We start from the raw sequence: 14832 nt of genomic DNA on the forward strand, positions 1-14832 counted from the left end.
GGCGTTTTTGTTTATAGCGTCATTGAAACCCAAATTTCGAACCTCGCGTGGTGGAGCTGATATGTACATCCAGATTCTAGGTTCCGCCGCGGGTGGTGGCTTCCCTCAGTGGAACTGCAACTGCACCAACTGCGCGGGTTTTCGCGACGGTAGCCTGCGGGCTGTGGCTCGCACTCAATCCTCCATCGCCCTGTCGGACGACGGCGTGCATTGGGTGTTGTGCAACGCCTCACCAGATATCCGCGCACAACTCCAAAGCTTCGCGCCCATGCAGCCGGGCCGTGCCCTGCGTGACACCGGCATCAACGCCATCGTGTTGATGGACAGCCAGATCGACCACACCACTGGCCTGCTCAGCCTGCGCGAAGGCTGCCCGCATCAGGTCTGGTGCACCGACATGGTTCATGAGGACCTGAGCACCGGCTTCCCGCTGTTCCCCATGCTGACCCACTGGAACGGCGGCCTGAACTGGAATCGCATTGAGCTTGAGGGCAGCTTTGTCATCCCCGCCTGCCCGAATCTGCGTTTCACCCCGTTCCCGCTGCGCAGTGCCGCCCCCCCCTATTCGCCACACCGCTTCGACCCGCATCCAGGCGACAACATTGGCCTGATCGTTGAAGACCTGAAAACCGGTGGCAAGCTGTTCTATGCGCCAGGCCTGGGCAAAGTCGATGAAGCATTGATCCAGAAAATGCGTGCCGCCGACTGCCTGTTGGTGGACGGGACGATGTGGGAAGACGACGAAATGCTGCGCCGTGGCGTCGGCACCCGCACCGGTCGCGAGATGGGCCACCTGTCACAGAATGGCCCCGGCGGCATGCTCGAAGTGCTCGAGCAACTGCCGGAACAGCGCAAAGTGCTTATCCACATCAACAACACCAACCCGATCCTCGACGAAGACTCCCCAGAGCGCGCCGAGCTGGCACGGCGTAATGTCGAAGTTGCCTACGACGGCATGAGTATCGAGCTTTAGGAGCCCACATGAGCGACGCCACTGCGCTGTCCCCCGCTGAATTCGAACAGGCCCTGCGCGCCAAGGGTGCGTATTACCATATCCATCACCCGTTCCACGTGGCGATGTACGAAGGCCGTGCGACCCGTGAGCAGATTCAGGGCTGGGTCGCCAACCGCTTCTATTACCAGGTGAACATCCCGCTCAAGGATGCCGCGATTCTGGCCAACTGCCCGGACCGTGAAGTGCGCCGCGAGTGGATTCAGCGTTTACTCGATCACGACGGCGCGCCGGGTGAAGACGGTGGCATCGAAGCCTGGCTGCGTCTGGGTCAGGCGGTGGGGCTGGACCCGGATCAGTTGCGCTCGCAGGAATTGGTCCTGCCCGGCGTGCGTTTCGCCGTCGATGCCTACGTCAACTTCGCCCGCCGTGCCAATTGGCAGGAAGCCGCCAGCAGCTCGCTGACCGAATTGTTCGCGCCGCAGATCCACCAGTCGCGCCTGGACAGCTGGCCGCAGCACTATCCGTGGATCGACCCCACCGGTTACGAGTATTTCCGTACCCGTCTGGGTCAGGCCCGACGTGACGTGGAGCATGGGATGGCGATCACCTTGCAGCACTACACCACGTTCGAAGGCCAGCAGCGCATGCTGGAAATTTTGCAGTTCAAACTGGACATACTGTGGAGCATGCTTGATGCCATGAGCATGGCCTATGAGCTGAACCGCCCGCCCTACCACAGCGTCACCGACCAGCGCGTCTGGCACAAGGGGATAGCCTTATGAGCTTCGATCAACACCTGACGCCACGCTGGCGCCAAGGCTATCGTTTCCAGTATGAGCCTGCGCAAAAAGGTCATGTGCTGCTGTACCCGGAAGGCATGATCAAACTCAATGAAAGCGCCGGCGCCATTGGCGGCCTGATCGATGGCGAGCGCAGCGTCGTGGTGATTATCGAGATGCTGGGCCAACAGTTCCCAGGCTTTCCCGAACTCGGCGCAGACGTCGAGCAGTTTATGGAGGTCGCTCGTGCTGAACACTGGATCGAACTCATCTGAGTTGACGCAGCAACTACCGCCCAAGCCTGAAACCGGTTTGCCTTTATGGCTACTGGCCGAGCTGACGTATCGCTGCCCGCTGCAATGCCCGTACTGCTCCAACCCGCTGGATTTCGCCGCGCAAGGGCAAGAGCTGACCACCGAAGAGTGGTTCAAGGTGTTCCGTGAAGCACGGGAGATGGGCGCGGCGCAGATCGGTTTTTCCGGCGGCGAACCGCTGGTGCGTCAGGACCTGGCAGAACTGATTGCCGAAGCACGTCGGCTGGGTTTCTACACCAACCTGATCACCTCCGGCATAGGTTTGACCGAACAGAAGATCGCTGACTTCAAAAAAGCCGGGCTGGACCATATCCAGATCAGCTTCCAGGCCAGCGACGAGCAGGTGAACAACCTGCTGGCCGGCTCGAAAAAAGCCTTTGCGCAGAAGCTGGAAATGGCCCGCGCAGTGAAAGCCCACGGCTACCCGATGGTGCTGAATTTTGTCACCCACCGGCACAACATCGACAAGATCGACCGCATCATCGAGCTGTGCATCGCACTCGAAGCGGACTTCGTCGAGCTTGCCACTTGCCAGTTCTATGGCTGGGCGCAACTCAACCGTGTTGGCCTGTTGCCGACCCGTGAGCAACTGGTGCGTGCCGAGCGCGTCACCAACGAATACCGGGCCAAACTGGCCGCAGAAAATCACCCGTGCAAACTGATTTTCGTCACACCGGATTACTACGAAGAGCGCCCAAAAGCCTGCATGAATGGCTGGGGCAGCATCTTCCTCACCGTGACCCCGGACGGTACCGCCCTGCCGTGCCATGGTGCGCGGCAGATGCCGGTGCAGTTTCCCAATGTGCGCGATCACAGCATGCAGCACATCTGGTACGACTCGTTCGGCTTCAATCGTTTCCGTGGTTATGACTGGATGCCCGAGCCCTGCCGTTCTTGCGACGAGAAGGAAAAGGACTTCGGTGGATGCCGTTGCCAGGCCTTTATGCTGACCGGCGATGCCAGCAATGCCGACCCGGTCTGCAGTAAATCGGAGCATCACGGGATGATTATTCAGGCCCGCGAAGAAGCCGAGTATGCTACTCAGACCATTGAGCAGCTGGCTTTCCGCAATGAACGCAACTCACGCCTCATCATCAAATCCTGAGCTTTTAAGTGCCGCGCAGGCAGTGGCGGCGGGCGTTGATTTCGCAGAACTGGCGGTCAGCCCGGCCGGCCTGTTCTGGAACGAATACCGCCCTGAAGATGCCGCCTGTCGCGTCTGGCGCTGGCATCAGGGCCAGACGCAATGCCTGACGCCTGACGGTTTCAGTGTGCGCAGTCGGGTCTATGAATATGGCGGTGGTTCGTTCTGCTTGAGCGACGACGCCGTACTGTTCGTCAATGAGGCTGATCAGCAAATATATCGCCAACGGTTCGATGACAGCGTCCCTGAGCTGTTGAGCCGTGGCAACAAACGTTATGGCGATTTGCGATTTGCCAACGGTCAGATTCTGGCCGTGGAAGAAGATCACGACACCCATCGTTTGGTCGCCCTCGATATCGCGGACGGTCAACGCCATCTGCTGGCTGAAGGCGCTGATTTCTATGCTGCGCCGACCCTTGGTCCCATCGGTAAGCGCCTGGCCTGGATCGAGTGGCAACGCCCGCATCAGCCATGGACCTCGACCCGGTTGATGTGCGCAGAACGCCAGACCGATGGCCATTGGGGACGAGCACACTGTGTTGCCGGGGATGTCACCGAGGAGTCTCTGCAACAACCGCGCTTCGATGCCCAGGACCGCCTGTTTTGCCTGACTGATCGCGATGGATTCTGGCAGCCGTGGGGCGAGACGCCCACCGGCCTCGCGGCGCGTCCTGCTGCCAGGGCTGATCACTCCCCCGCGCCGTGGCAATTGGGCGGCAGCACCTGGCTGCCGCTGGATAACGGCGATTATCTGGCGAGCTGGTCCGAAGAGGGTTTTGGCCGACTGGGTATGTGTCATGCCGACGGCACGCTGGAGGATTTCACTGGCGATTACAGCCGCTTCCGCAGCCTGGCCGTAGATGAGCAGTTTATCTACTGCATCGCGGCCTCGGCGATCAGCCCTTCAGCCGTTCTGGCCATCCAGCGCAAGGACCATCGCGTGCAGGTGCTGGCCGGTGGTGTTGCGCCGCTGCCCGCCGAGCGCATCAGCCGCCCTCAAGCGCTGCGCTACCCAAGCAGCACCAGCGAGGCTCATGGCTTTTTCTACCCGGCCATGACCGGTGAGCAAAAACCACCCTTGGTGGTGTTCATTCATGGCGGCCCGACGTCGGCCTGTTATCCGGTCCTTGATCCGCGTATCCAATACTGGAGTCAGCGCGGATTCGCCGTCGCCGACCTCAACTACCGTGGCAGTACCGGTTATGGTCGCGCCTATCGGCAAAGCCTGCATTTGAACTGGGGCGAAGCCGACGTCGACGACGCCTGTGCTGTGGTCGCATACCTCGCCGAACGGTCGATGATCAACCCTGATCAGGCCTTCATTCGAGGCGGCAGTGCGGGCGGCTACACCACCCTGTGTGCGCTGGCGTTCCGTCGGGTGTTTCGCGCAGGGGCGAGTTTGTACGGCGTCAGTGATCCGATTGCGCTAGGCCTTGTGACTCACAAATTCGAGGCGGATTATCTGGATTGGCTGATCGGCGATCCCGAGAAAGACATAGAGCGCTACCAGGCCCGTACCCCGCTACTGCACGCCAGCGAGATCAGCGTGCCGGTGATCTTCTTTCAGGGCGAACTGGATACGGTGGTGGTGCCCGCGCAGACCCGCGACATGCTTAAGGCCTTGCTGGACAATAATATCCGCGCCGAAGCCCACTTCTACCTCGACGAGCGCCACGGTTTTCGCAAGGCGGCGAACCAGGCCCATGCGCTGGAAGAGGAATGGCGGTTTTATCGCGATGTCATCGACAGCTGCGACACGGTGCAGGCCCCTCAAGCCGCAACAACATCCCGGCGCTCGTGACTTGAAGCGGTCGAGCGGGCCAATACCGCCGCCACCGGCCTGCTGCCTTCCACCGCGCAGCCCAGGACGATGATGTCGGCGCGGATCCCGCAACATGTTTCACACAGCAGCGTTTCGCGACGGCCCATACCCGTCAGGGTTTCATCGAGAATCAACAGGATCTTCAACTCGCGACACAGCTGGGCGACACCCTGAAAGTACGCACGGGTCGCGGCCAGGCTTTCGTGGCCGCCGCGAATCGGCTCCAAAATGATCGCAACAGTCTGCGCATCGACAGCGGCATGCAGCGCCGCCAGATCATTGAATGGAACGTTGATCGCATTCGGTCTGCTGCTGCCCGACGAAATGATCCCGAAGGCACCGCGGCGATGCTCCTGACCCCAAGTGCTTGTCAGCCTGATTGCCACCTCCCGGGCCTCGGCGGCAGTCTCGACGATAAGCACCTGATCGCTGGCCGTACTGCAGCGCAAGCGCTCACCCAGACTGAGTCCCGCGTACGCATCAGCGCTTTCCGGTTCCAGCTCGATACCCGCGTCATTCTGTTCCAGACGGCCAAACAACAGCTTGAACACGTTCATGCCCGCAACCCCACCAGCGGAAGCCCCAGCAGGCGGTCGGTCCAGTCTTCGACCTGCCCGGTGCGTAAGCGCTTGAGCGCAATATCACGCCAGCGCGAAGCGAGTGCGGGGCAATCCACCAGTTTTTTCAGACCCGCACGCTCCAGCGGCTCCGTGTAGAAACTGCGCAAGGCCCACGCCACGGTCAAGCCGGGGTAGCTGCGCTGAACCAGCTCGAAAGGATCGCTCGCACTGACGAACCCGGGTTTGAGCACCCGGTAAAACCAGCCACAGCGACCACTGTCTTGCGCCTGTTGTGGCATGTCTTGCAGACCCCAGCGCTGGCTCAAGCGATAACACGGCGAGCGCGGCTGACTGATCTGCAGCAGCGCCGTGCCCCAGCGGAACATGTCGCCCAGGCAGGCGTGCTCTTCGGTCAAGCCAAGGGTGGAGAGGTTTTCGCCAAACGCCGGGGCGCTCCAGTCGATGTGCGGATAAAGCGTGCGCCAGTAGGCATAGTGTTCGGCGGGATAATGATGCAGCGCGCGTTCTGGCCCGGTATGAAAGCGCGGATCGCCATGCTCATCACATCCCAGGCCTTGTGGCCAGAGCCAAGTTCGGCGTTCGAGCCGCTGTTTATCGATATCAATGACCAATCCATGACCAAGGTTTTTTGCTTTCCCTATGTAAACGCCTTCGACATACACGCTATTCATCGAAATTTCTGGCCCTGTAAGCCTCGTGGAATGGGCGTAGACTAGGCTTCCTAGGGGCTCACAGCCATTTCGATTTCCCAGCATTTTCGATAAGATTTACTTATGGATTTTCGGCAGCTGCGGTATTTTGTCGCTGTATATGAAGAAGGCCACGTCGGACGGGCCGCGGAGCGACTTTCACTGTCGCAGCCGGCGCTTTCGCAGCAGATTCGTCAGCTCGAACACACCCTTGATGTCAGCCTGTTCGAACGCAGCAGCAAGCGTCTGGTGCCGACCCTGGCCGCACATACGCTTTACAATCACGCCCTGCCTTTGCTCGACGGCATGCAACGCGCCCGCGATGCACTGCGTAACTTCAAAGGGCAGTCGGCACATACCTTGGCGATTGGCGTGCTGCAAACGGTGCTGGGCCTGGTGCCACAGTTGCTCGAGCGCGTACGCAAGGCGCAGCCGCATTTGGTGGTGCACATCTACGAGCTGTCCGGACTGGAGATCGAACGGCGCCTGCTCAATGGGGCGCTGGACATCGGCATCAGCTTTCTGCCTGCGCATCAACCCGGCTTGCACAGCTTGTTGCTCTATGAAGACGAGTTACAGTTGGTCATCCCCGCCAACCACCCGCTGCGCGAGTTCAAGAAGGTATCGCTAAGTCAGGCGGCGGAACTGCCGATGCTGTTGCTGGGCGAAGAGTATCAGGTGCGGCAAATCTGGCAGGCACAACTGGCTAACCTGGGACGCAGGCCGCATGTGCAGGCGGAACTCAATAGCATGTCAGGCATACTCGACAGCCTGCTCAATACCACGTTGGCGACGGTATTACCGGGGCGCGTGCAGCAAACTCAGGAAAACCCGGGGCTGCTTTGGAAACCGCTGACAGAACCGCGGGTGCCGCTCAAGGTTGGATTGGTTTTCCGCGATGCGCAACGTCAACAGCCGACGCTGGAACTGCTGCGTTCATTGATGGAGGAAGTGGTCAATGGACGTCCGGGCCTGCCGGTGTCGCTGGATGAGCTGAGCTGAGCTGAGCTGAGCTGACATCTATCAGGCGAGTGACGCTAAATCGCGCACAAAAAGAAAACCCCGCCGAAGCGGGGCTTTGCAGACTGTTTCCCTGACATCCTTTTCGCCCCGCCATCCTGGCAGGAATCCTTACGTGTCCGTGTTGTGTTTTATGCGCTTCCTGCGCTACGTCCATGTGAAGTAGATTAGCTTTGGATCCATACAAACGATAGGGGCAAACAGCAGCACGTCATGTAAGCAAATGCTTACAATGCGTCAGATCTGTCCGACCCAAAATCAGAACTGCGAAGCATCCAGCAGGAACAGCGTTTCACTGCCAGCCTTGACCGACGCGCTCAAGGACTGAATACGCGGCAGCAGACGGGCGAAGTAGAAACGCGCAGTTCCCAGTTTGCTGGCGTAGAAATCTTCCCGGGTTTCTTTACCGAACGCCGCCTTGGCCATCAAGGCCCACATGTAGGCGTAGGCGGTGTAGCCGAAAGCGTGCAGGTACTCGACCGACGCGGCACCGATTTCGTTGGGGTTGTCTTTGGATTGCTCCAGTACCCAATGCGTCAGCTCGTCGAGGGTATCGAGTGCAGCGTTCAACGGCTTGGTGAATTCGGCCAGCTCGCTGCCGGCACCGGCGGTGAACTGACGAATTTCGTCAGCGAAGAGCGTGTAGTACGCACCGCCGTTGCCCACGATTTTGCGCCCGACCAGGTCCAGCGCCTGGATACCGTTAGTACCCTCGTAGATCTGGGTGATCCGCACGTCGCGGACCAGTTGCTCCTGGCCCCACTCACGAATGAAGCCGTGGCCGCCGAACACTTGCTGACCGTGCACTGTGGTTTCCAGCCCGAGATCGGTCAGGAACGCCTTCGCCACTGGCGTCAGCAACGCCACCAGATCATCGGCACGTTTACGCGCTGCAGCGTCTTCGCTGAACTTGGCGATATCCAGTTGCATGGCCACGTAAGTGGAGAACGCACGACCGCCTTCGTTGGAGGCTTTCATGGTCAACAGCATGCGGCGCACATCGGGGTGAACAATGATCGGATCGGCGATTTTATCCTTGGCTTTAGCGCCGGTCGGCGAGCGACTTTGTAGGCGGTCGCGGGCATATTCGATAGCGTTCTGGTACGAACGCTCGCCAGAGGCCAGGCCCTGGATACCGACACCCAGACGCTCGTAGTTCATCATGGTGAACATGGCCGCCAGGCCTTTGTTAGGTTCGCCCACGAGGTAACCGACCGCCGCATCGAAGTTCATCACACAGGTAGCGGACGCCTGAATACCCATTTTGTGTTCGATGGAGCCACAGCTGACCGGGTTACGCTCACCCAGAGTCCCGTCGGCATTGACCATGAACTTGGGCACCAGGAACAGCGAGATGCCTTTCGGGCCTGCTGGCGCATCTGGCAGCTTGGCCAGGACCAAATGGATGATGTTTTCAGTCAGGTCGTGCTCGCCGCCCGTGATGAATATCTTGGTGCCGCTGATTGTGTAGGAGCCGTCGGCCTGAGGATCGGCTTTGGTGCGAATAATCCCCAGATCGGTACCGGCATGGGACTCGGTCAGGCACATGGAACCGGCCCAGACCCCAGAGTACATATTCGGCAGATAAGTGGCCTTGAGCGCTTCGCTGGCATGGGTGTTGATCGAGACACACGCACCGGATGTCAGCATCGGATACAAACCGAACGCCAGGCTTGAGGAATTGATCATTTCTTCGACCTGAGCCGACACTACTTTGGGCATGCCCATGCCGCCGAACGCCGGGTCACCACCGACACCGACCCAACCACCGTCAGCGTACGTCTGATAAGCCTCGGGGAATCCGGCCGGAGTGGTCACGACGCCGTCATTCCAGTGGCAGCCCTCTTCATCGCCACTCCGACTGAGCGGCGCGATGCTTTTGCTGGTGACTTTACCCGCCTCTTCGAGAATGGCCTCTACCGTGTCGGCGTCCACTGTTTCGGCCAACGCCGGCAGCTGAGCCCAAAGCGTGGCAACCTCGAAAACTTCATTAAGGACGAAGCGCATATCACGCAGGGGCGCTTTGTAGTCAGCCATGGCAAACCTCGCAAAAAATTGAGCCGGTATAACGGAGACATCAAGTGTAACCGAACACCATTTGCGACACATAGGGTCAAAGCATGACCAATTTGTAATTTTTGGTCATGCTTATTGAGGCGATGCCGCGCTCACGACCGGCTAGGGATTACAAGGCGAACAGCTGCGCGGGCAACTGCATCAGGCAATCACTGCCCGCCTCGATGGCCGCTTGGTGGGCACCGGTGCGCGGCAACAAACGCTTGAAGTAGAACGAGCAGGTCGCCAGCTTGGCCTGGCAATAATCCGCCTCGCCGCTGCCGTCCTCCAGCTGAGTCTGAGCCACCAGTGCCATGCGCAACCACAGGTACCCAAGAATGATATAGCCGCTGTACATCAGGTAATCCTGCGCAGCTGCGCCCACTTCGTCCGGATTTTTCATGGCCGCCATGCCGATGTGGGTGGTCAGTTCGCTCCACTGTTTGTTTAATCCACTCAACTGCGCAACGAAGCCCTTGAGCTGTGGATGCCCGGCATTGGCTTCGCAAAATGTGTGGACGATTTTGGTGAAGCCACGCAGCAGTTTTCCTTGGCTGCCCAATACTTTGCGGCCGAGCAAATCGAGGGCCTGAATGCCGTTGGTGCCTTCATAAATGGGTGCAATCCGACAGTCGCGCACCAACTGCTCCATGCCCCACTCACGAATATAGCCGTGGCCGCCGAAGACCTGCATGCCATGGTTGGTCACTTCCAGGCCGGTCTCGGTCATGAACGCTTTGCAGATCGGCGTGAGGAACGCCAACAGGTTTTCCGCCTCCTCGCGCTGACCCGCGTCGCTGCTCATGTGTGCGGTATCGAGCAACTGGGCAGTCATGTACGTCAGTGCGCGATTGCCTTCGTTGAAGGCTTTCATTGTCAGCAACATGCGGCGAACATCAGGGTGGACAATGATCGGATCAGCGACCTTATCCGGCGCTTTGGGGCCGGTCAGCGCACGCATCTGTAAACGTTCATTGGCGTATTTTATCGCACCCTGGAAGCTGGCTTCGCCCAGGCACAAGCCCTGCATCCCCGTGCCCAGGCGTGCGTGGTTCATCATGGTGAACATGCAGTTGAGGCCCTTGTTGGCCTCGCCGATCAGGTAACCGGTGGCGCTGTCGAAGTTGAGCACGCAGGTGGCCGACGCCTTGATCCCCATCTTGTGTTCGATCGAACCACACGACACGCCGTTGCGCTGGCCCGCGTCGCCTGCGGCGTCCGGCAAGAACTTGGGCACAATGAACAGCGAGATGCCTTTGGTGCCCGCCGGTGCATCCGGCAGTTTCGCCAGTACCAGGTGCACGATATTCTGGCTCATGTCGTGTTCGCCAGCGGAGATAAAAATCTTGCTGCCGGACACGGCGTAGCTGCCATCCGCTTGCGGTACGGCCCGGGTTTTGATGATGCCCAGGTCGGTACCGCAGTGGGCTTCAGTCAGGCACATAGTCCCGGTCCATTGACCTTCAGTCAGCTTGCTCAGGTAGGTCTGTTTCTGCACGTCAGTGCCGTGGGTATGGATCGCCGACATCGCGCCATGGGTCAAGCCGGGGTACATCCCCCAGGACGTATTACTCGACCCGATCATTTCGCTGATGACCAATCCCAGAGACAATGGCAGCCCCTGCCCGCCATAAGCCGGATCCGCTGCCAGGCCGTGCCAGCCGCCCTCGACGTATTGGGCAAACGCTTCCTTGAAGCCCTTGGGTGTGGTGACCACGCCCTGATCGAAATGACAGCCTTCTTCATCGCCAGACCGGTTCAGCGGCGACAGCACCTGTTCGCAGAATTTGGCCCCTTCTTCAAGGATTGCGCTGACCATATCCGGGCTCGCGTCGTCAGCTCCGAGCCTTGCGTAATGAGCTGGAAAGTCAAAAACGTAGTCGATCAGAAAGCGCATGTCGCGCAGGGGAGCTTTATAGTCAGGCATGGTTTTTTCTCCGGCAGCAGATGCGTCAACCTACTGCGCAGACCTGACCCGAACAACCACACTAGAGACGCTGAATGCGCCGTCATCACTCAACCGCCAGCGCCAGCCATCCGCACTGCGCCGCTGCGGCTCTGGCCGTGGAACATCACGCAATTGCGCCCTGCACCTTTGGCACTGTAGAGCGCCTGGTCGGCAGACTTGAGGACTTCCTCGGCAGTTCGGTGGTCCACTTGCCGTTCGGCGACACCGATACTGACGGTCACCGAAACGCTGCTTGCCTGGGCACTGCTTCTGCGTTGACGACCCTGTTGATCGTCTTGTGGACGATCCTGATTGCGTAGATGAATGTTGTATGTGGCGATGGCTTCGCGGATCGCCTCCAGGTGGGGCATGCATTCTTCCAACGTCTTGCCCGCGAACACCACGGCAAATTCTTCACCGCCATAGCGGTAAGCACGACCACCGCCAGTGACTTTCGACAACTTGCTGGCCACCAGACGCAGCACCTGATCGCCGACGTCATGCCCATGGGTGTCGTTGAATTTCTTGAAGTGATCGACGTCGGTCATCGCCAACACATAATTACGCCCCAGGCGCTGCATGCGCTCATTAAGCGCACGACGACCAGGCAGTCCGGTGAGCTCATCGCGAAAGGCCATTTGATAAGCCTCATGTGCAACGGCCGCAGCAATCATCAGCATCACCTGGCTGCACATGACATTCAGGGTGAACGGCAGAATGAATGTTTTTGGCAGCGCCCAGAACAACCCCACCAAACCCACTATCTGAGCAGCGTGCAACGGACGCGGTTTGCGTAGGTATTGCACCGTCAACAAGACGAAGCTCGCAAAAAATACCGGGTACGCCAACTGAATCAGGCTCATCCAGTTGCCATGCAGGGCCGGCCAGCGGATCACCGCCAGCCAGCTCAGCAGCGCCTGTGGATAACTTTGCTCCAACGCCAGGGCGACACTACCAACCGCGAACAATACGGCAAAGCGGGCCACCAGATCGCGGAACAAATGGGTGCGCTCCTCCCATGCAGCGAACACACCGAACAACAGCGGCAGCAACAGGCAGCACAGGTGAAAGACCACGGCAGCGTCTTCACGCACCTTGCCATTGTCTCGGTAATAATCGGTCTGGGTGTCGAGCAGGAAGTAGGCGGTGTAGACCGTGATCATCAGAAACAGCTCGCGCTGACGCCGATAGACCCCGCAGTAAGCACCACCCAATAACAGAACCAGGGTTGGCAGCACGTTGAACAGCGAAGTGAAGAAGACGTTGAGGTCCTTCACGTACGCAGCAGCAAGCCCCGCAACCAACAGCAACAACGATGGCAGGAAATGACTAAAACGTACGGGAGAAAAACGCGGCAAGGGGGATGACTCCTACCCGGCGTAACAATAGAAATATCGACAGATGGCATTGTGCCTGCACTGCCTGCGTTAAGCACTCAAATGGCTCAAAAACATGCTCAAGTCTTTGTTAGCGGCCACATCGGGGAAATCTGAACGTAAAAAAGCCGCTTCCCCCATAGGAGAAGCGGCTTTTCAGAGGCTGCGCGAGGGTTTAGTAACCCAGAGCGAAGTTTTCTTCTTTCATGTCCATCAGGTTGTTTGCACCCGACAGCATGGTCACAACGTGTGTACGGGTACGCGGCAGAATGCGCTGGAAGTAGAAACGTGCTGTTTGCAGCTTGGCTGTGTAGAACGCTTCTTCGCTGGTACCGGCAGCGAGCTTTTCCGCCGCCAGACGTGCCATGTCAGCCCAGAAATAAGCCAGGCATGCATAACCGGAATACATCAGGTAATCCACCGACGCAGCACCGACTTCTTCGCGATCTTTCATGGCCGCCATACCGACCTTCATGGTCAGCTCGCCCCATTCTTTGTTCAGCGCAGCCAACGGCTCGACGAACTCTTTGACTGCTTCGTTGCCTTCGTTGGTCTGGCAGAACTTGTGGACGATCTTGGTGAAGCCCTTGAGCGCTTCGCCTTGGGTCATCAACACTTTACGGCCGAGCAGGTCCAACGCCTGAATACCGGTGGTGCCTTCGTACAGCATGGAAATACGGCTGTCGCGAACGTTCTGCTCCATGCCCCACTCGGCGATGAAGCCGTGGCCACCATAGATCTGCACACCATGGTTAGCAGACTCGAAGCCCACTTCTGTCATGAAGGCCTTGGCAATCGGGGTCATGAACGCCAACAGGGCGTCTGCTTGTTTCTTCTGTTCAGCGTCCTGGCCGTACTTGACGATGTCGACCAGCTTGGCAGTGAAGTACACCATCGCACGGTTGCCTTCGGCGAAGGCTTTCATGGTCAACAGCATGCGACGTACATCAGGGTGCACGATGATCGGGTCGGCGGCTTTTTCCGGCGCTTTCGGGCCAGTCAAAGAACGCATTTGCAGGCGATCACGCGCATATTTCAGGCCGCCCTGGAAGCCGATCTCGGCGTGAGCCAAGCCTTGCAACGCAGTGCCCAAACGCGCGGTGTTCATAAAGGTGAACATGCAGTTCAGGCCTTTGTTCGCCTGGCCGATCAGGAAACCGGTGGCCGCGTCGAAGTTCATCACGCAGGTCGCGTTACCGTGGATGCCCATTTTGTGTTCGAGGGAGCCACAGTTCACGGCGTTGCGAGCGCCGATGCTGCCGTCAGCGTTTGGCAGAAACTTCGGCACGATGAACAGCGAGATACCTTTGGTGCCAGCCGGTGCGTCCGGCAGACGTGCCAGCACGATATGGACGATGTTGTCGGCCATGTCGTGTTCGCCAGCAGAAATGAAGATTTTGGTGCCCGTAACTTTGTAGGAACCGTCAGCCTGAGGTTCGGCTTTGGTGCGCAACATGCCCAAATCGGTACCGCAGTGCGATTCGGTCAGACACATGGTGCCGGTCCATTCGCCGGAAACCAGCTTGGTCAGGTAAGCCTGCTGCTGTTCTTCGGTGCCGTGCTCGGAAATGGTGTTCATCGCGCCATGAGACAGGCCTGGGTACATCCCCCACGACCAGTTGGCTTCGCCAACCATTTCACTGACTGCCAGACCCAGCGACTCAGGCAGGCCTTGGCCGCCATGCTCGACGTCATGAGCCAGGCTTGGCCAGCCGCCTTCCACGAATTGTTGATAAGCCTGCTTGAAACCCGACGGGGTTTTCACGCCGGACTCGCTCCAGGTGCACCCTTCGGTGTCGCCGACACGATTCAGCGGAGCCAACACCTGCTCACAAAACTTGGCGCCTTCCTCAAGAATGGCGTCAACCATGTCTGGAGTAGCGTCCTGGCAAGCCGGCAGGCTTTGATAATGCGCTTCATAACCGAGCAGTTCGTCACGAACGAAGCGAATATCACGCAAGGGGGCCTTGTAGTCAGGCATAGCGATAAACCTCTGCTGATGAATCCTGGAATGAATGACCGATCGGTCGCTGTGGGGATTTCCCCAACCACCTGACAATCTCAAGTTGCCTAGCGGTCAAACAGTTGTTTGAAACATACGTTTACGACCAAACCTTGTCAAGCTTAGCAAGCGAGCCATTCATCGCCG

Annotated in this window: 12 protein-coding genes; 6 read left to right on the top strand and 6 right to left on the bottom strand. The window is 58.8% G+C overall.

Annotated elements, in window-relative coordinates; genetic code table 11:
- Positions 1–61: 61 nt before the first annotated feature.
- Genes pqqB through RGU44_RS17705 form a run of 5 tightly spaced genes read left to right on the top strand, consistent with a single transcriptional unit; the run spans position 62 to position 4993 of the window.
- Positions 62–973, top strand: a complete 912-nt coding sequence (gene pqqB, locus RGU44_RS17685; RefSeq protein WP_322182567.1) for a pyrroloquinoline quinone biosynthesis protein PqqB — start codon at positions 62–64, stop codon at positions 971–973.
- Positions 974–981: 8 nt separating this feature from the next.
- Positions 982–1737: a pyrroloquinoline-quinone synthase PqqC gene (gene pqqC / locus RGU44_RS17690; protein WP_322182569.1), complete on the top strand. Its 756-nt coding sequence runs from the start codon at positions 982–984 to the stop codon at positions 1735–1737.
- On the top strand, positions 1734–2009 hold the full coding sequence (gene pqqD / locus RGU44_RS17695; protein ID WP_322182571.1) for a pyrroloquinoline quinone biosynthesis peptide chaperone PqqD: 276 nt from the start codon (positions 1734–1736) through the stop codon (positions 2007–2009). The genes pqqC and pqqD overlap by 4 nt, the downstream gene beginning before the upstream one ends.
- Complete coding sequence (gene pqqE, locus RGU44_RS17700) at positions 1981–3153, top strand: pyrroloquinoline quinone biosynthesis protein PqqE (protein WP_374029324.1); 1173 nt, start codon at positions 1981–1983, stop codon at positions 3151–3153. The genes pqqD and pqqE overlap by 29 nt, the downstream gene beginning before the upstream one ends.
- Complete coding sequence (locus RGU44_RS17705) at positions 3119–4993, top strand: S9 family peptidase (protein WP_322218338.1); 1875 nt, start codon at positions 3119–3121, stop codon at positions 4991–4993. The genes pqqE and RGU44_RS17705 overlap by 35 nt, the downstream gene beginning before the upstream one ends.
- On the opposite strand, the gene RGU44_RS17710 is transcribed toward RGU44_RS17705, so the two are convergent.
- Together RGU44_RS17710 and RGU44_RS17715 are read right to left on the bottom strand one after the other, a co-directional pair.
- The gene (locus RGU44_RS17710) at positions 4963–5571 is read right to left on the bottom strand and encodes an aminotransferase class III-fold pyridoxal phosphate-dependent enzyme (protein ID WP_322218341.1); all 609 of its coding nucleotides are present in this window, start codon (positions 5569–5571) and stop codon (positions 4963–4965) included. The two genes, RGU44_RS17705 and RGU44_RS17710, sit on opposite strands and share 31 nt — an antisense overlap.
- Entirely contained in the window at positions 5568–6266 is a 699-nt protein-coding gene (locus RGU44_RS17715) for an MOSC domain-containing protein (protein ID WP_322182577.1), read from the bottom strand. Before RGU44_RS17715 ends, RGU44_RS17710 begins: the two co-directional genes overlap by 4 nt.
- 102 nt (positions 6267–6368) lie before the next feature.
- On the opposite strand from RGU44_RS17715, the gene RGU44_RS17720 reads away from it, so the two are divergent.
- Complete coding sequence (locus RGU44_RS17720) at positions 6369–7286, top strand: LysR family transcriptional regulator (protein WP_322182579.1); 918 nt, start codon at positions 6369–6371, stop codon at positions 7284–7286.
- Positions 7287–7562: 276 nt separating this feature from the next.
- Here the strand turns inward: RGU44_RS17720 and RGU44_RS17725 are convergent, their stop codons facing one another.
- From RGU44_RS17725 to RGU44_RS17740, 4 genes are all read right to left on the bottom strand, one after another.
- Positions 7563–9341: an acyl-CoA dehydrogenase C-terminal domain-containing protein gene (locus RGU44_RS17725; RefSeq protein ID WP_322218345.1), complete on the bottom strand. Its 1779-nt coding sequence runs from the start codon at positions 9339–9341 to the stop codon at positions 7563–7565.
- A gap of 148 nt (positions 9342–9489) precedes the next feature.
- Entirely contained in the window at positions 9490–11286 is a 1797-nt protein-coding gene (locus tag RGU44_RS17730; RefSeq protein WP_322218347.1) for an acyl-CoA dehydrogenase C-terminal domain-containing protein, read from the bottom strand.
- 89 nt (positions 11287–11375) lie between these two features.
- A complete protein-coding gene (locus RGU44_RS17735; protein ID WP_322218349.1) occupies positions 11376–12665 on the bottom strand; it encodes a GGDEF domain-containing protein in 1290 nt (429 codons plus the stop codon).
- 193 nt (positions 12666–12858) lie between these two features.
- Entirely contained in the window at positions 12859–14664 is a 1806-nt protein-coding gene (locus tag RGU44_RS17740) for a phenylacyl-CoA dehydrogenase (RefSeq protein ID WP_219064565.1), read from the bottom strand.
- Positions 14665–14832 lie beyond the last annotated feature (168 nt).

This window comes from Pseudomonas sp. 5C2, from assembly GCF_034314155.1.
GTDB lineage: Bacteria > Pseudomonadota > Gammaproteobacteria > Pseudomonadales > Pseudomonadaceae > Aquipseudomonas.

Coding starts and splice junctions, on each gene's coding strand:
- pqqB (WP_322182567.1), top strand. CDS start 62: ATGTACATCCAGATTCTAGGTTCCGCCGCGGGTGGTGGCTTCCCTCAG.
- pqqD (WP_322182571.1), top strand. CDS start 1,734: ATGAGCTTCGATCAACACCTGACGCCACGCTGGCGCCAAGGCTATCGT.
- RGU44_RS17720 (WP_322182579.1), top strand. CDS start 6,369: ATGGATTTTCGGCAGCTGCGGTATTTTGTCGCTGTATATGAAGAAGGC.
- RGU44_RS17730 (WP_322218347.1), bottom strand. CDS start 11,286: ATGCCTGACTATAAAGCTCCCCTGCGCGACATGCGCTTTCTGATCGAC.
- RGU44_RS17740 (WP_219064565.1), bottom strand. CDS start 14,664: ATGCCTGACTACAAGGCCCCCTTGCGTGATATTCGCTTCGTTCGTGAC.
- pqqC (WP_322182569.1), top strand. CDS start 982: ATGAGCGACGCCACTGCGCTGTCCCCCGCTGAATTCGAACAGGCCCTG.
- RGU44_RS17710 (WP_322218341.1), bottom strand. CDS start 5,571: ATGAACGTGTTCAAGCTGTTGTTTGGCCGTCTGGAACAGAATGACGCG.
- RGU44_RS17725 (WP_322218345.1), bottom strand. CDS start 9,341: ATGGCTGACTACAAAGCGCCCCTGCGTGATATGCGCTTCGTCCTTAAT.
- RGU44_RS17715 (WP_322182577.1), bottom strand. CDS start 6,266: ATGAATAGCGTGTATGTCGAAGGCGTTTACATAGGGAAAGCAAAAAAC.
- RGU44_RS17705 (WP_322218338.1), top strand. CDS start 3,119: ATGAACGCAACTCACGCCTCATCATCAAATCCTGAGCTTTTAAGTGCC.